15 protein-coding genes are annotated in these 17,060 nt (G+C 58.4%); 8 read left to right on the top strand and 7 right to left on the bottom strand.

All coding sequences use genetic code 11. The features are described from left to right. Positions 1-28 precede the first annotated feature (28 nt). Positions 29-568, top strand: coding sequence for a DUF2996 domain-containing protein (locus IQ265_RS24290; RefSeq protein WP_194058402.1), 540 nt, complete (start codon positions 29-31; stop codon positions 566-568). Positions 569-700: 132 nt separating this feature from the next. Here the strand turns inward: IQ265_RS24290 and IQ265_RS24295 are convergent, their stop codons facing one another. After that, entirely contained in the window at positions 701-1,600 is a 900-nt protein-coding gene (locus IQ265_RS24295; RefSeq protein ID WP_194058404.1) for an alpha/beta hydrolase, read from the bottom strand. 108 nt (positions 1,601-1,708) lie between these two features. Here IQ265_RS24295 and IQ265_RS24300 point away from each other — a divergent pair, with 108 nt between their 5' ends. Continuing rightward, complete coding sequence (locus IQ265_RS24300) at positions 1,709-2,932, top strand: DUF790 family protein (protein ID WP_194058406.1); 1,224 nt, start codon at positions 1,709-1,711, stop codon at positions 2,930-2,932. Here the strand turns inward: IQ265_RS24300 and recG are convergent. From recG to IQ265_RS24330, 5 genes are all read right to left on the bottom strand, one after another. Beyond that, complete coding sequence (recG, locus tag IQ265_RS24305; protein WP_194058408.1) at positions 2,929-5,466, bottom strand: ATP-dependent DNA helicase RecG; 2,538 nt, start codon at positions 5,464-5,466, stop codon at positions 2,929-2,931. The genes IQ265_RS24300 and recG overlap by 4 nt on opposite strands. Positions 5,467-5,482: 16 nt before the next feature. Further along, a complete protein-coding gene (locus tag IQ265_RS24310) occupies positions 5,483-6,703 on the bottom strand; it encodes a hypothetical protein (RefSeq protein ID WP_194058410.1) in 1,221 nt (406 codons plus the stop codon). Positions 6,704-6,867: 164 nt separating this feature from the next. Continuing rightward, positions 6,868-7,611, bottom strand: coding sequence for a translation elongation factor Ts (gene tsf, locus IQ265_RS24315; protein WP_194058412.1), 744 nt, complete (start codon positions 7,609-7,611; stop codon positions 6,868-6,870). A gap of 204 nt (positions 7,612-7,815) precedes the next feature. Continuing rightward, entirely contained in the window at positions 7,816-8,595 is a 780-nt protein-coding gene (rpsB, locus tag IQ265_RS24320) for a 30S ribosomal protein S2 (protein WP_194058414.1), read from the bottom strand. Positions 8,596-9,736: 1,141 nt separating this feature from the next. Then, the gene (locus IQ265_RS24330) at positions 9,737-11,164 is read right to left on the bottom strand and encodes an NADP-dependent isocitrate dehydrogenase (protein WP_194058431.1); all 1,428 of its coding nucleotides are present in this window, start codon (positions 11,162-11,164) and stop codon (positions 9,737-9,739) included. Positions 11,165-11,443: 279 nt separating this feature from the next. Between IQ265_RS24330 and IQ265_RS24335 the strand changes: the two genes are divergently transcribed. The 4 genes from IQ265_RS24335 to IQ265_RS24350 all read left to right on the top strand — a co-directional run bounded on the left by IQ265_RS24335 (position 11,444) and on the right by IQ265_RS24350 (position 14,116). Continuing rightward, complete coding sequence (locus IQ265_RS24335) at positions 11,444-12,079, top strand: response regulator transcription factor (RefSeq protein WP_194058416.1); 636 nt, start codon at positions 11,444-11,446, stop codon at positions 12,077-12,079. A gap of 159 nt (positions 12,080-12,238) precedes the next feature. Then, positions 12,239-12,943, top strand: a complete 705-nt coding sequence (locus IQ265_RS24340; RefSeq protein WP_194058418.1) for a GUN4 domain-containing protein — start codon at positions 12,239-12,241, stop codon at positions 12,941-12,943. After that, positions 12,944-13,084, top strand: a complete 141-nt coding sequence (locus IQ265_RS24345) for a DUF2256 domain-containing protein (RefSeq protein WP_194058420.1) — start codon at positions 12,944-12,946, stop codon at positions 13,082-13,084. It begins immediately after the preceding gene. Positions 13,085-13,162: 78 nt separating this feature from the next. After that, on the top strand, positions 13,163-14,116 hold the full coding sequence (locus IQ265_RS24350) for an isoaspartyl peptidase/L-asparaginase (protein ID WP_194058422.1): 954 nt from the start codon (positions 13,163-13,165) through the stop codon (positions 14,114-14,116). A gap of 102 nt (positions 14,117-14,218) precedes the next feature. Here IQ265_RS24350 and IQ265_RS24355 read toward each other — a convergent pair whose 3' ends face one another. Continuing rightward, positions 14,219-15,142: an isoaspartyl peptidase/L-asparaginase family protein gene (locus IQ265_RS24355; protein ID WP_194058424.1), complete on the bottom strand. Its 924-nt coding sequence runs from the start codon at positions 15,140-15,142 to the stop codon at positions 14,219-14,221. Between the two features lie 287 nt (positions 15,143-15,429). Here IQ265_RS24355 and IQ265_RS24360 point away from each other — a divergent pair, with 287 nt between their 5' ends. Then, positions 15,430-15,570, top strand: coding sequence for a hypothetical protein (locus IQ265_RS24360; RefSeq protein ID WP_194058426.1), 141 nt, complete (start codon positions 15,430-15,432; stop codon positions 15,568-15,570). 301 nt (positions 15,571-15,871) lie between these two features. After that, on the top strand, positions 15,872-17,060 hold a 1,189-nt coding region (locus tag IQ265_RS24365; protein WP_278002852.1), incomplete at its 3' end, for an ABC transporter ATP-binding protein.

Genomic DNA, 17,060 nt, shown 5'->3' on the forward strand with positions numbered 1-17,060 from the left:
CTATTGCAGTGGTAGGTTTTTCTTGAATATGGCTGACGAAAAGACCCCCCCGGTAGATTCTGCCCCCGCTGATGAGGCTGGGGCCTCAAAGGCAGACAACACGTCGGCAGAGGCATCTCCCAAAGCTGCTGCTGGTAAAGCACCCAAGGCAGAGGCTGCCCCAAAAGCTGCTCCTAAAAAAGAAAAGCCTCCCGCTTTAGAAGACAAGCCCTTCACTGAGTTTATCGAGCAGCACTTTATTCCTAAACTGGAGTCGGCACTTAAGGACAAGGGCCTTGACGATGTGCAGCTTACCCTTAATCAGCAGCCCCTAGGCGTATTTGGCGTCAGCGATAGGGAGAGCTACTGGCACGTTAAGGGTAAGTGGCAGGAAGGCGATCGCCAGTTCAATATTGCCTTTACTAAAGACGACATCTCTAGCCCCAAACTGTTTTACTTTGCCGATAAAGGCTCCCAGCCCAGCACCATCGAGCAGTTTATGGGTGACGAGCGCAAAATCACCCTAGATCTGCTGGTGCTGTTTACTCTACGGCGGCTCAACGGCCAGAAGTGGCTAGCGCGGAACTGAGTAGGTGAGCAGGCGGGTGTGTAGGTAGATGAGTAGATGGGTAGGTGAGTGAGCGGACTCGCCTGAGACACCAATTTCCATTAGCTAGCGCCCTAAGCGTATACAGAATGCCCTAATCGTTCTGGCGGCGACTTAACTGCTGTAAGTAGCGAGGAACTGACGGAGCAGCCCGGTGACGACGGCGGGGTGCTCAACGTGGGGTAGCACGCCGGAGTCAGGGACTTCGATGACCCGCTGTACGGCTTTGGGGTTAAGGCTGGCCAACCGCTTAACCATCGCCGGGGCCGAAAACCGTGACCCAGCACCTAAGACAACCGTGGTGGGGGTTTGGAGCTGGCCAATGTAGCGCGATAGATCAAAGCTGATATCGCCATTAAGGGAAGCCAGGGCAGCGTATTCAGCGTTGGGTTGTTGGGTACAGGCCAGGTAAGCCTGCACGGTATCTGGGGTAATGCGGCGGGAGTCGGCGAATAAGAACGTCGAGAGGAACGATCGCACCGCCAGTTCATTAGCTGCCCCCACCTGGTAGAGCAATTTGTCCACCCCAGGAGTGCTGGCCAGCAGGGCAGGCAGGCTCGTTTTATAGTCGCGCCCAAAGTCGCTGTTGCCGGAGGGTGATATTAGAAAGAGTCCTTTGAATAGGTCGGGCCGCATACCCGCTAGGCGAATGACTACACCTGCGGTAAGGGAGGTGGCAGCCACCAGGGCTGGGGGCTCGGCCACCGACTCTAGTAAGTGGGTGATCATATAGAAATAGTCTTCTGTGCAGTAGGAGCGAGCCGGATGGGTTGACTGGCCCCAGCCAATCAGGTCGGGGGCAATGACACGGTGGGTAACCCCAAAGGCGGCGTAGACCTTAGACCACTCAAAGGCAGAGGAGCCGCCCCCTAGGCTGTGAAGAAACACCAGTGGAGGACGGTCGGCCCCATCCTTGCTGCTCCAGGGCCAGCCGCCAGGGGTGTAGTAGGCCATCACTCCGAGGTCGGTGGCTAGGGCCTGCTGAATAAAGCCCAATGGCTGGAAGTTGAGCATAGTCATATCCGGTAGAATTCAGGGCGACGGGGTAAGACGTAACGATCCTATAACCTGTCTCTGTGCCTCAATCTTAGGGCTATCTGTCCGCTCGAACTAGCTTAGGGGGTGAGACTCACGTTACCAAGCGATCTATTAATTTATCGATTTCAGGGGGAGGGGCTACAGCCGAAGCGGCTGGCGGTAGATGGGGCCAATCGGGCGATCGCAGCCGACTTGATCCAGCTCTTTCAGCAGCAGGTAGGCCACACCCAGGGCGACCTCAACCGCCAGCTTCAGGAGATCGAAGGCGAAGACACCAACTACCGCATCAAGCGTGGGCTAGCCCACATTCTGCGCAACAGCTTTGCCACCTTTGACGTGGTCAGCCCCCTAGAACCACTCGAACTGCGGCGGCGAGTTTTTGCTTTAGCGGCTCAAACCGTACCCTCCCTGACGGCGGCTGAGGAGCACTTAACGGCGTTAGGACAACAGCTGTCTGAGGAGCTGGATCGCGAGGTCTCTTTGACTGACCTGCGCCAAGGGCTCTACGCCGATCGCCAGGATAACCATATTCTGATTGAGTTCGACGCTCCCACGCCCGACGCGCTGATCCATCGCTACAACCTGTCGCAAACCCAGGGCGTGTTCTATAAGGCCAGCGACCTGGTCATGCACCTGTACCGCAACGACCCCGGCGAGTACAAGCTCATGTTCCGCTACCTGAAGCTGTTTCGGCTGATGACCTACATTGAGGGCGACGCCGACCAGGGCTTTACCATCACCATCGACGGCCCCGCCAGCCTGTTTAAGCCCAGCACCCGCTACGGAGTCGATATTGCCAAGCTGATTCCGGCCATTCTCCACGTCAGCAAGTGGCGGCTGACGGCGACCTTGCAAATGAAGGATAGCTACACCCAGCAGGTGAAGCCTCGCCAGTTTACCCTCGACAGCGACTGCGGCCTGGTCACCCATTACCCACCCGGCAAAACCTACGACAGCATGATTGAGGAGTCGTTTGTCAGTCGCTGGCCAGCCAAAACTCCCTGGCGATTGGAGCGGGAGGTGGACCTGGTCCCCCTGCCCGGCAGCGTCATGATTCCAGACTTTCGCGTGGTGCACCCCGACGGGCGCGAGTATTTGCTGGAGATTGTCGGCTACTGGCGGCCTGAGTACCTACGCAAAAAGTTTGCTCAGGTGCGCAAGTCAGGGCGTGACAACCTGATTTTGGCGGTGTCCGAACGGCTTAACCTGGAGAATGCTGGGGTGGATATTGCAAACGTTCCGGCCCAGGTAGTTTGGTTTAAAACCAAGCTCCAGCCCAAGGTAGTCCTGGAGATGCTGGGAGATTAGGTCATAATTGTGCCGCCCATGAGTTTTTCGTAGCGGCGCTGAAGTTCTTTGGCGAGTTTGGGCCAGCGGGTCAGTTCGGGATCTTCCTTCAGCAGGAACTCCGCTGCCTCGCGGGCCAGCATCAGCACGTCTTGATCTTCAATTAAACTCGCCAGGGCAAAGTCGGGCAGGCCCGACTGGCGGGTGCCCAGCACTTCCCCAGGGCCGCGAAAGCGTAAGTCCATCTCAGCGATAAAGAAGCCGTCTTGGGATTGCTCTAGCACCTTGAGCCGTTGCAGAGCCTGTTCGCTGCGACTGCTGCTAAGCAGAAGGCAGAAGGATTGGGCTGCCCCTCGCCCCACCCGGCCCCGCAGCTGGTGTAGTTGGGAAAGACCAAACCGTTCGGCATGCTCGATCAACATTACCGAGGCGTTGGGCACATCTACCCCGACTTCCACCACCGTTGTAGAAACCAGAATCTGACTCTCCTGATTGCGGAAGGCGGTGATAGCGTCGTCTTTTTCAGCGGAGGACATTCGTCCGTGGAGCAGACCCACCGTAAATTCAGGAAAAATTACCTCCGCTAGCCGCTGGTGCTCCTCCACGGCGGATTTGAGATCGAGTTTTTCGGACTCTTCGACTAGGGGCAGCACCACGTACACCTGGCGGCCCTGGGCGATCTCGCGCTTGATCAGGTCGTAGGCGTGGGGGCGTTCTTTGTTAGTGAGCAGCGTAGTTTGAATGGCTTTGCGCCCGGGCGGTAGCTCGTCGATCTGGCTGACATCCAAATCGCCGTGCATGGTTAGCGTTAGCGTGCGGGGAATGGGGGTGGCGGTGAGGGTGAGTACGTGGGGATTAGTGCCTTTTTGGGTCAATCTGGCTCGCTGCTGGACACCAAAGCGGTGCTGCTCGTCGATTACCACCAGACCCAGATCGCGAAACTGGACCGGGTCTTCGATCAGGGCATGGGTGCCGACGAGGATTTTGAGTTCGGCAGTGGCTAGCTCTCCCAGCATTTTGCGGCGCTTGGCGGCGCGGGTCGAGCCAGTGAGCAGTTCGACCGGCTGGTGGAGCTGGTTAAACCATTCCACCAGCTTGCGGTAGTGCTGTTCGGCCAGCACCTCGGTAGGGGCCATCAGGGCAGCCTGATAGCCCGATTGAATGGCAGCTAGGATCGCGACGACGGCAACGACGGTTTTACCAGAGCCGACATCCCCCTGTACCAAACGGTTCATGGGGATCGGTTTTTGCAGGTCAGCGAGAATATCATTAACGACCCGCTGCTGAGCCCCCGTTAGGCTAAAGGGAATAATGCCGTAGAAGCTGTCGATCAGCGCTCCGGTAGGGGCCAGGCTGATGGCGGTTTGCTGGGCTTGCTGCTGCTGGCGGCGGCGCAGTAGACCGAGCTGGAGGTAGAGAAATTCGTCGAATACCAGGCGGCGGCGAGCCTGGGCTAAGGTTTCTTCATCGTTAGGAAAGTGGATTTGGGCGATCGCATCCCCCGCTTTGATCAAGTCATACTTCTGCCGCAGGTCTACCGGCAGGGGATCTTGCAGCTCTGGCACCGCCGGTAGGGCGGCGGCGACGGCTTTGCGCACCAGGTCAGCGGGAACGCCTTCGGTGAGGGAATATACCGGTACCATGCGGCCAATGGTGAGGGATTCGATGCGATCGCTCAAGCTGTCCAGCACCTCCAGGTGCGGATCTTCCAGCGTTACCCCAAACTTGCTGTCTTTGACCAAACCCGAGGCGGCGACGATCGCCCCCTGGGGATACTGGCGTTTTTGCTGCTGTTGCCAGCTCGGGGTAGCGTAGCGGCTGCCGGGGTAGAAGCGGTTGAGCTTAAGGGTGCCGCTGCCGTCAGAGAGCTGCAACTCAAAGATCGTGAGCTTTTTGTTGCGCGGGCTGGTGAAGCAGTTGACCCGCTTGACGGTACCCACCACGGTGACGGTTTCACCCGGTTCTAAATCGCGAATTTTGACTTGCTGAGCGTAGTTGATGTGGTCGCGGGGGTAGTAGTAGAGCACATCCTGTACGGTAAACAGGCCCAGCTTGGCCAGGCGATCGCTGTTCTTAGGCCCAATTCCCTTCAGGTAGGTGACCGGCTGGTCGAGGCCAAACCGAAAGCTGCCTGTCCCGGCTGCTTCTGCTAGCTGGGTAGTCTTAGGTGCAGCTTTGGACTTACTGGATGCCTTAGCAGACGTAAAGTCTCCAGATTCTGTGGCGGCACTTTCCCGAGCGCGGAGGGCCTTAGTTTCTGCGAATTTCTCGAGCAGGCGTTGGGTGCCGTGAAGAAAGCGGCGGGTTTCGGCCACCAGGTGCTGGCGCTGGGCAAAGCTGAGATCACTGTAGCCGTCGTACTTTTGGGCTAGATTTTGCCAGGCTTGCCGCTGGTCAGCGGCAAGAATCACCGGGGGCTGTTGCAGGCTGTCGCGCAGAAACTCGCTAAAGAGCTGCTGCTTACCCACCAAGTTGTTGAACCCGGTCTCGGCCTCAACCGAGAGCGCCCGCTGGAGACGCACCCAGTCAGCCGGAGGAGATTGTGTCTCTGTCATACGCCCTTCCCCAAAGCTAGCGGGAAGTGTCGTCGTACCAGACTGATCGCCAGGCTTGCTCGGCCTGGGCGATCGCCAGCTCGCGCTCGGCCTGCTGGTACTGCTTGCCCAGCTTGCGCAGTCGACCGACCGCCGTGCGCAGTTTGCTGCGCCAGAGGGCCGACTGCACGTCGCTAAACTCGATATCACCCAGGCGCAAGTGAACAGCGGCCAAGTGGGTCATGGTGCCTTCCAGGGCCTCTTCGTCATCCTCAGAAATTTCGGTAATTTCGGCCTCAGCCTCCTCGCCGTCCTGCTCAGAGCGCTCCAGCTCCGCAGCGACATCACCCGCCATCGCTACCAGCACGTTCAGCACATTGGGCACCGATCGCCCTTTAGGGGCTGCTACATCGGCATCTGAAGCCACCTCCAGCACCGATTCGGGCAGGTCGGGAATAACCTTGGCCTTCCTCAGCAGGTTATTGGCCTTTTTAGATACCCGCTCCAGCACGGCGCGAATCATTTGCTCCAGAATCAGGTGGTGCTTGGCCACCAGAGCGGGCGTCAGCGGGTCGCCAGTGAAGGGGCGATCGCTAAAGGTCTCCTCAATCTCGTTGGCCATCGCCGCCATAATCACCGACTGCATCAGCGCTTTGGGGTCAATTCCAGCGGCTGACTCTGGTGCGTCACCGGCTTCACCGTCCCGGCCCGATTCCGATGCAGCGTCCTCTAAGGGCGGCAAGGAAAGGTCTGAAGCGGCGGCAGGGGTTTCGTCTGCGATCGCCTCCTCTGAATCATCAGCCCGGTTCTCACGAGCTTCAGGCGGAGCCTCATCGCCCTCATCGCCCCCACCCACAGGCTCTACCAACACCTCCGTAGACTCTGACGGTTGGGCCAGAGAGACTAAAGCGGCCTCCAAACGGTTGAGATCTTCAGGGTTGAGGCGCTGGGTGAGGTCAACCTCTGGAGTCGCTGGCTGGGGTTCCATCAGCTGCTCTAGCCAGCCCTGGGCTTTGCGCCCCAGGTTTTGCATCGCCTGCTGAAGACGAGTGCGATCGCTTACGGTCAGCGCCAAAAAATCTTCAGGATAAACCTGGGTGCAGAGGTGGTAAGCAGCCATAATTATCTGTCGCCGCATGGCCTGGCCCAGCACCGACAGGTAGGTGGCGTAAAGTTGGCTAAACTCTGCGGCTAGCGTGGCGGTAGCACCCTCTAGCACACTGAGATCTTTGCGAATGCTTTCAACTGGCCTTACCATTCCCCTCTACCCATGCCATACCTGATTATAGGGATATTCCGAGTCCAGCTTAGGCGTTGTAGGTTTCCCATAGGCAAAACTCCACTTCTGGACTTGAATTTGGCCTATACAAAAACGGGGGCGCAACAAGAGCACCCCCGTCCCCTAGCCCACAAGGACTAGACTTACTTTTTCTTCTTCTTTTTCGCCGGTTCTTTGGCGGGCTCTGCGGCAGCTTCGGGCTCTGGCGCAGGCTCTGCCGGAGCTTCCTTCTTCATCCCAGCCTGGGCAGCGACTTCATCGGCGAAGTTGGTCTCTTCTTTTTCGATGCCCTCACCCAGCACAAACCGGGAGAAGCGGCGCACCTGAATATTTTCGCCCAGCTTGGAGATGGCCTGCTTAATCAGCTCTTCCACCGAGATATTTTGGTCTTTGATGAAGGGCTGATCCATCAGAGCCAGCTCCTTCAAACGCTTTTGAATGCGGCCCTCAACGATCTTCTCCTGCATAGCAGCGGGCTTGCTAGCGATGTCGTCGCGACCCATTTCGATGGATTTTTCCTTATCGACAACCTCTGCCGGAATGTCGCTAACCCGAACGTACTCGACGTTAGAGGAAGCGACAATCTGCATTGCAATATCGCGAACAAGAGTCTTGAACTCTTCGCGACGGGACACAAAATCAGTTTCGCAGTTGACTTCTACCAGTACACCAACGCGATCGCCAGTATGAATGTAGCTACCAATAAGGCCCTCTGCGGCAACCCGGCCTTCTTTTTTAGAAGCCGAGGCAATGCCCTTCTGGCGCAGCCACTCGATCGATTTCTCGATATCGCCGTCATTTTCTTTGAGGGCTTTTTTACAGTCCATCATGCCTGCGCCGGTCTTGTCGCGCAGGTCTTTAACAAGTTTTGCAGAAATCTCTGCCATGGTGATTTAACGTCCTAACGCGCTGTCGTCGAACTCAATACAAACAAAGGGGAAATGCCCTAGTTCAGCTTAAACCCCTGGGGCCTCTTTCGGCGGGTGCTTTGCCAGAGACCCACCGTCCCCCTTTGGAGGGGGAATCGAGGGTACCTATATTTACAACAATGGAAAAGACTGCCCTCTGCTCAAGCAAGAGGACGGTAAGCCTTACTCCTCGTCGCTATCGGCAGCGGGAGCATCGTAGCCGTACTCGTCGTCTTCGGCCCCATCGTAGTCTTCGTAGTCGTCATCGCCGCTCGACTGACCACCGTGAGACCCTTCGTAGATGGCATCGGCCAGCTTGCCCAAAATCAGCTTGATCGAGCGAATGGCGTCGTCGTTGCCAGGAATGGGTACATCTACCAGATCGGGGTCGCAGTTGGTGTCTAGCAGCGAAATAATTGGAATACCGAGCTTGTGGCACTCCGAAACGGCGTTATACTCGCGCTTGATGTCAACAATGATGGCGACATCGGGCACCTTGCGCATGGTCTTAATGCCGCCCAGGTACTTTTGCAGCTTCTCTAGTTCGCGGCGCAGCACAGCGGCTTCTTTTTTGGGGCGTAGGTCGATGGACCCCATTTCTTCCATGCGCTCTAGCTCTTTCAAGCGGTTGGCGCGAGATTTGATCGTCTCCCAGTTGGTCAGCATGCCGCCCAGCCAGCGCTGGTTGACGTAGTGAGACCCACAGCGGCTAGACTCTTGAGCTACAATGCCTGCCGCCTGACGCTTAGTGCCGATGAACAAGAACTTTTGCCCCTGCTCTGCCGCAGTGCGGACAAATTTGTAGGCTTCTTCCATCAGCTGGGCGGTCTGCACCAGGTCAATAATGTGAACCCCGTTGCGGGCGGTGAAGATGTACTGGTCCATTTTGGGATTCCAGCGGCGAGTTTGGTGGCCGAAGTGAACCCCAGACTCGAGTAGCTCGGGTAGAGTAATAACGGGCATTTGGTTTTGACTCCTTTCGGGTTAATCCTCCATTCGAACGTGCTTTCCCAGTGGGAAAGACCCGAAAATTCGAATGTGCGATTTTGACAACTTTACTAGATTATCATATTGGGAGCCCAGTTGTAGCCTTGCTGAAACGTCACCTGCGCTGGGTGATTGTGGCCGCCGCGATCGCATTTCTTGCCCACACTCTAACGAACCACTGGAGCGAGGTAACGGCCATTCGCCTCCGTACCAATGGTCTTTCCCTGCTGCTGTCAGCCCTGGTCGTTACCCTGCTGGCCCATAGCTGGTCGGGCTGGGTCTGGAGCTGGATTTTGCAGGCGCTCCAGCAGCCCGTGCAGGGTACTTGGAGCACGCCCGTCTACCTCAAAACAAATTTGCTGAAATACCTGCCCGGCAATGTCTGGCACTTCTTTGGCCGGGTGCGTGCCCTGGGAGAAATCGGCGTGGCCCGAGGGCCAGCGATTGTCGGCGTAGTGCTAGAGCCCCTGCTCATGGCCGCCGCCGCCCTGCTGCTGGGTTTGGCTAGCCCCACCCGCTACTGGCCGGGGCAGATCGCGGTGCTGGGCCTGGTGCTGGGAGCGGTTCACCCCCGCTGGCTCAACCCGCTTATAAATCGACTGGGGCGGGCCAAGGTCAACGATCAGAACCCAGAACCGCTGGCCCCCGCCGCCCTGCGCCGATACCCCCTCAGGCCCCTGGTGGGTGAACTGGGCTTTGTGCTGCTGCGAGGCCTTGGGTTTGGGCTGGTGATTAGCGCTGTCAACCCCCTCCCCATTCACCTTTGGCTGCCGGTGGTMAGCYNTGNKYYAGCMKGGNNTRRCKRSCRGGGCTGRYRRYASCWGGNANRSACCRKKGGKRYNGGRGGYGWWTGNGSCGWTMSCNNTCRCNCCWGYKGYWMGWYANGMKNTSYGSKSRRGWWRTGCKNAKCGCGGTGGCCCTGTATCGGCTGGTGGGCACGCTGGCCGAGGCGCTGGGAGCGGGGCTGGCCGTGGTAGGCGATCGCCTCAAAAGGTAGGGGCAAATGGTATTTGCCCTCACCCAAACCGTGCGGTTCGGGGTTATTCGCCCAGGTTGACAGGGCAAACAACCGTTTGCCCCTACAGGGGAACCGTCATCCCGGCCCCTTAATGCGTTCTCAGTCGTCGAAGTGACGGACGATCGCCTCAGCAAACTCCGAGCACTTCAGCGGCGGGTTAACGGGTGGCTCCATTAAACGAGCCAGGTCGTAGGTGACTTCGCGGGAGGCGATCGCGCCCCCCAGACCCTTCTTAATCAAATCCGCCGCCTCTTGCCAGCCCATGTACTCCAGCATCATCACGCCAGAGAGAATGACGGAGCCAGGGTTGATGCGATCGAGCCCGGCGTGCTTGGGGGCGGTGCCGTGAGTAGCCTCGAAGATAGCGCAGGTGTCGCCAATGTTGGCCCCTGGCCCCATGCCTAGGCCGCCGACGATCGCCGCTGCCGCATCCGACAGATAGTCGCCATTCAGGTTCATGGTGGCCAGAATGGAGTACTCATCGGGCCGGGTCTGGATCTGCTGGAAGATGCTGTCGGCAATGCGATCGTTCACCATAATCTTGTCTTTCCACTGGCCGTTGCCGTGGGTGTCCCAGATGGCGGCGAGAATGCCCTCGACTTCGGCATGGATAGCCGCTTTTTTCTCAGGCGTTAGGGCATCGTAGCCGGGCTCGATTTGGCGGGCGTTGTCTTCGGTCGAGAGGTTAGGGTTGGCTTCTTTGTTGCCTAAAATCCACGACTCGCGCTCGGTAACGCACTCGGCTCGAAACTCGCTGGTGGCCAGCTCGTAGCCCCAGTCGCGAAAGGCCCCCTCGGTGTACTTCATAATGTTGCCCTTGTGCACCAGGGTGACCTGCTGCTTGTCCTTGGGCAGGCGCAGGGCGTGCTTCATGGCTCGGCGCACCAGGCGCTGGCTGCCGGTTTTGCTGATTGGCTTAATGCCAATGCCTGAGTCGAGGGGAATTTGCTTTTTGCCGTGCTCAGGGGTGGCGGGGATCAGCTCGGTGTTGAGAAGTTTGATCAACTGGTCGCCGATTGGGTCGCCCTGCTTCCACTCAATGCCTAGGTAGATGTCTTCAGTATTTTCTCGATAGATGATCACATCGAGCTTTTCAGGGCTGCGGTGAGGCGAGGGCGTGCCAGCGTAGTACTTGCAGGGGCGCACGCAGGCGTAGAGGTCGTTGATTTGCCGCAGGGCCACGTTGAGCGATCGAATGCCGCCGCCCACTGGCGTTGTCAGCGGCCCTTTGATCGCCACGCCGTACTCCTGAATCGCCTTGAGCGTGTCGTCGGGCAGGTATTGGTAGGTGCCGTACTGCTCACAGGCTTCGTCGCCAGCGTAAACCCTAAACCAGACAATCTCGCGCTTGCCGCCGTAGGCTGCAGCCACCGCCGCGTCAAACACTCGCTGGGCGGCGGGCCAAATGTCTACCCCCGTTCCATCGCCGCGGATGTAGGGAATGATAGGCGTGTCTGGTACAACCGGTTCGCCATCTTTGAAGGTGATGCGTTCGCCTATTGTCGGAGGAGTGATCCGTTCGTACATCGCAAATTGTCCGCAAACGACAAAACATCCCATAGTCTAATGCGCTTTAACCCACATTTTTGCTCGTTTAGCAACGAATTAGGTTTGGGCCTAGAATCCCTGGATCGCGATGGGTTGGTCAACTGATCGAGACCGCGAATTGGCTGCGCTGCGGCCCTTCTGGTCTAAATCTCACTCCGATCCGAGCCTTCTAAATGGCATAGCCGTAACGCTGCCCCCGGTCCGTTTTTCCTGCCCCTGCTATCCCGTTGTCTTGTGTACCTTTAGAGTTCTGGATCCATGAGCACTGTTCTAGTTGTTGACGATGACGCCACCATGCAGCTGGCCCTGACCCGACGCCTGCAAGACCAGGGCTTTGACGTGGTAAATGCGACTTCGGGGGAGGAGGCGCTAGAGCTATTTACAACCAGGGTGGCCGATGTCGTGGTGTCAGACGTCATGATGCCGGGCATGAATGGGTTTGAATTTTGTCATCTACTGCGCTCCAAACCTGAGGGGGAGATGGTGCCGTTTATCTTTCTCTCTAGCCTGGGAGAAGTCAACAACCGGGTACAGGGCCACCTGCTGGGAGCCGACGACTACCTGGTCAAGCCCTTTTCGGTTCAGGAGTTGATTGCCAAAGTGAAGGGGGCGATCGCGCGATCGCAGCGCCTCCACAGCGCCCTAGAGCGCATGGCCGAAAAAACGAGCAACCCTACTCCCCTACCCCTTACCCCCGCCGAAGAACGGGTCTTTTGGGAAGTGGTGCAGGGCTTCACCAACAAACAAATTGGCGAACGCCTCTTTCTCAGCCCTCGCACGGTGCAGACTCACCTCAGCAACATGCTGACCAAACTCAACCTCGACAATCGATCGCAGATCGTGCGCTTTGCCTTTGAGCAGGGCTACCGGATGCCGGAGGGAGGGGAAGAGTAGGTGAGGTAGATAGCGAAGGCGGAAGTGCCAAGTCCAAAATTCACCCACCCTCCCACTCATCCACTCATCCACCCTCCCACCCACCTCCCCATCAAAAGGCCGCCACTGATGCCATATCATGGGTAAAGGGCACTTCTATGGCTGACGTTAGCGGTATCTATGGTTTCGGACAGCGACACACTAGTGGATTTGCGCGATCGGTTGCGGGGCGATTCGCTTAAAAAGCAGCTTTCGGCGGTGCACGAACTGCTGGCCCTGGGGCAGGAGGGTCTTGAGGTGCTGACCACTGCCTTGGTTGAGCGCAAAGATCAGCCCGCCACGATTTTAGACGGCAAAATTTTTCAGATGCTCTACGCGACAGAGCAGGAAAATCTGCGCGGGTTGCTGACCCAGCACTGGCCCCAGGGGCGGCTGGAGATGCCGTCGGAGCAGGGCATAGACTACGGACCGCTGCAAGAGCTGTTGATTCAGCAAGACTTTGAAGCCGCCGATCGCCTCACTCTGGCGAAACTGTGTGAGCTGGCGGGGCCGACGGCGGTGAAGCGCAAGTGGGTCTATTTCACAGAGGTCGAGCAGTTTTCGACCGTCGATTTGCAGACCATCGATCGCCTGTGGCTGGCCTACTCTGAGGGCAAGTTTGGCTTTTCGGTGCAGCGGCGTATTTGGCTCAGCCTGGGTCAAAACTGGGATAAACTCTGGCCGCGCCTGGCCTGGAAAGACGACAACATTTGGACCCGCTACCCCGGCGGCTTTGTGTGGGATTTGAGCGCTCCTGACGGTCATCTACCGCTGTCTAATCAGCTGCGGGGCGTGCGGATGATGGCCTCGCTGCTGACTCACCCCGCCTGGGCTGAGGAGGCGTAGGTGCCGAAACAGCGAGTTAAGGCTGACCTGCCCACCAAGGTGTGCCCGGTGTGCCAGCGCCCCTTTACCTGGCGCAAAAAGTGGGCTGACTGCTGGGATGAGGTGAAGTATTGCAGCGATCGCTGCCGCCGCCGCCGCTAAGGTAAACCTATGGTCCACGCTACAGTCCTACAGCGAACGACCCCTTAAAATTAAGAAGCATTTTAAGGGGCAGGTATCATGACGCAAGCGTTACCGAAGGTCATTATCCACGGGGGGGCCGGCAGCTCCCACGGCCATAAGGAGCGACTGGTAGCGCTGCGCGAAGATTTGTACAGTATCGTCAAGCAGGTCTATGGCAAAGCCGAGGCCGGAGCGAGCGCCCGCGACTGCATGGTGTTGGGCTGCCAGCTGATGGAAGATTCTCCCCACTTCAACGCGGGCTACGGCTCGGTGCTGCAATCTGACGGCCAGGTGCGCATGAGTGCCGGGCTAATGGATGGTGAGGCTCAGCGGTTTAGCGGCATTATCAATGTGTCGCGGGTGCGGCACCCAATTGATTTAGCAGCCTACCTGCAGCCCTTCCCCGATCGCGTGCTGTCTGACCTGGGGGCGGCTGAACTAGCCCGCGAGATGGCCATTGCCCCCTTTGACCCAGTCACCGACCTGCGCCTGAAAGAATGGATGCAGGAGCGGGCCAACAATTTTCAAAGCCCGATGGCTGGGGTGGTCGCGGAGGCCGTTGAGCTACCTGCAGCCTCTGAGAGTCGGCGGGGCACAATTGGGGTGGTGGTGCTAGATATGGAGGGTCGTCTGGCGGCGGGCACCTCCACTGGGGGTAAAGGCCTAGAGCGACTGGGTCGGGTGAGCGACTCGGCAACCCCGGCAGGCAACTACGCCACTAACGTTGCGGCGGTGAGCTGTACGGGCATTGGCGAAGACATTCTCGATGAGTGCTTGGCGGCCCGCATTGTCGTGCGAGTAACCGATGGCATGGATATTGGTGCGGCCTTTGCTAAATCCTTTGCGGAAGCGGCGGAGCACGGGCGGGATTTTGGCGCGATCGCCCTCAGCCACCAGGGAGATATTGCCTGGGGTAAAACCAGCGAGGTGCTGATCGCGGCCTACCACACGGGCGAGGCTTTGGGTGACACTCTAGAGCTAGACTCAGGTACTACAACCGGAGTGGCCTAAGGGCTAATCGCAATATTTCGCAATACTTATAGAGTTGGACCTAAAGTCGGTTTAAGGACGCTTACCTGCAGCCCGACCTGTCGCCGCAGTGGCTGTTGGCGGTCAATGAAGGCCACCCGACGATGCGATCGCAGCGGTTGACTGAGGCTGCTCCTGGCCGGTGAACACAACTGGTGCTGGCAAGCCATCGGTCATATACGCAATCGCCATGGCTGACGAATTGTAGGCCCAGCCGATTCTGCCCTGGCGATCGAGCAAAATGCAGCCCGCCTCTCCTTCCACTCGCTCCACTAGGGTGTCGATCGCCTGCTGGGCGGCCTGCTGGGGATGGCTGCCCGCCGCTAACCCATCGATCGCCGTCTTGGCTAGCACCACTGGAATAATGGACTCGCCATCGCCTGTGGTTGAGCAAGCCCCCAGTCGGTTATCGGCGTACAGCCCACAGCCCACCAAGGCGGTATCTCCTACTCGGCCCTGGGGTTGACCCGTTGTGCCGCCGGTAGAGGTGCCCGCTACCAGGTTACCGTTAACATCTAGAGCAACACAGCCCACTGTGTTGGGGCGATCTACAACCTCAACCCCCGATTTCCACTCCTGGTACTGCTCTGGGCTCACCAAGTCTTCTTTGGGGCACAGTTCTAACCCATGCTCCAGGGCAAAGCGTTCCCCGCTCTTAGCCACCAGCAGCCGGGGTTTGTCTTCCATAATTTTGTGGGCCACACTGATGGGATGTCGCACTCCCTGCACCGCCGCCACGGCCCCCCAGGCCAGAGTAACCCCTGCCATCATAGCGGCATCGACTTCAACCTCTCCGTCACTATTCATGGTTGAACCAAAGCCTGAATTAAACGTTTGGTCAGACTCAAGGACGCAAATGGCGGCTTCAACCGCAGCGGCTGCACAACCCCCCTGCCGTAGCACCTGCCAACCGGCTTCTACCGCAGCTAAACAACCAGCCTGATTTGCAGCCATTTTGTCGACTGCAATGTCCTTGGCTCCACCATGCACAACAATGACTGGCTTCATAGGTTGTATTTCCTTGATCAAACCCGATTTATATCCCTACAGCGTAGTTAGCGAGGATTGGCGGCATCTCCATCGCAAGAGCAACCTTGAGACCAGTAGAAGGAGGAGGTTTGATGCATCGAGAGTGGGAGTTGATAGCCCCAGCAGCGAGGGTTTGAGCCGAAGTTGCCCTGGGGCGATCGCCTGGGGCAAACCAGCGCGGTGCAGGTGGCCTACCGTACGAGCGATGTTGGGGGCGATACCCTAGCACTAAACTCAGGTAATTTAACCGGAGTGGTTCAACCGCTATGGCCGATCCCAATTCTCCCAAACGCAATCCTGCAGCGTCTGAGAAAACCGTGCTCAAAATCGACGTGCCGACCCTGATGGTAATTTTGACCGCGCTGATTTTGCTGCCCCTGCTGGTCACTGGGTTTATCTCTCAGTAAGGAGGAAATTGGTTACAGGCACCCATCAGAAAACGAGCTTGCAATTGCTCCCTGCCCCGGTGCTGAAATGAGACCTTTGCTGGACACTGAGGTGTAAATGGTCACCTTACAGCAACAGCCCATAGCCCAGTGACGAGTCACGGCCTTGACACAGGTGCAGCCGGGCTGGGTGCTGCGCGTCTGTAGCACGGCACTTCCACCCCACAATTCCCGCTGAGAGCCAAAATAATCCGGTTAGGAATCCTTTTAGGACGGGCGAAGCGGTAGGCTGTGGACTGGATTCTTGCGAGGTCGGCTCGCTATGGGGGCAGCAACCCAGGGGTATCGAACAATGTTGGCGACGTATCTGAAACCGCAGCGGAGGCGGTTTTGGGGGCTGGCGATCGCCCTGCTGGGGGGCATTGGCCTGCAGCTGCTGAACCCTCAGATCTTACGCTACTTCATCGACACGGCGATCGCGGGTGGGCAGCAGCAATCACTGCTGTGGGCGGCGGGGGCGTTTATGGCGATCGCAATTTTGCAGCAGGGACTCGCGATCGCCACCACCTACTTCAGCGAAACCATTGCCTGGCGGGCGACTAATACCCTACGCCTGGATCTGGCCCGCCACGCCCTGGGCCTGAATCTGGCCTTTCACAAAGCCCACACCCCCGGCGAGCTAGTGGAGCGAGTCGATGGCGATGTCGATGCCCTGTCGCGTTTTTTCTCGCAGTTTGTGCTGCAGGTGGTGGGCAACGGCCTGCTGGTGGTCGGCGTGCTGACGATTCTATGGTTCGAGGACTGGCGGGCGGGGCTGAGCCTGAGCCTGTTTGCCCTGGTGGCCTTTGGCGTGTTGGGCAGTCTGCAAACCCTGGCCGTTGGCCCCTGGCGCACCTACCGCCAGATCAGCGCCGAATTTTACGGCTTTGTGGCCGAGCACCTCAGCGGCCTCGAAGACATTCGCGCCAACGGAGCCGCCGGCTACGTGATGGACAGGTTTTACAAAATTTTGCGGCGGTGGCTGGCGGCCTTTCACCAGGCCCGCTTTACCAGCACCCTGCTGTGGGGCAGCACGGTGGGGCTGTTTACGGTGGGCAATGCGATCGCCCTCGCGGTCGGTGCCTATCTCTGGAGCCAAGCTGCCATCACCATCGGCACCGTCTACCTGCTCTTTTACTACGCCGCCCTGCTCCAAGACCCCATCGAACGCATCCGCGAAGAACTAGAGCAGCTTCAGCAAGCCCAGGCCAGCATCCAGCGAATTCAAGATTTACTGAAGCATCAACCCCAAGTTAACCCCGGCGGTCAGGCGGTTCTACCCTCCGGGGTACTGTCGGTAGAATTTGACGACGTATGGTTTGGGTATGAAGACGTCGGCGCATCGGCGCGTGAGCAAGTAGGTGAGTCAGCAAGTGGGCGAGCCAATGAATCAACAACCTCCATCCACCCATCCACCCCCCCCCCCCATCCACCCCCCCCCCCCCCCCCCCCCCCCCCCCACCCCCCCCCCC

Source organism: Nodosilinea sp. LEGE 06152 (assembly GCF_015207525.1).
Classification (GTDB): domain Bacteria; phylum Cyanobacteriota; class Cyanobacteriia; order Phormidesmidales; family Phormidesmidaceae; genus Nodosilinea.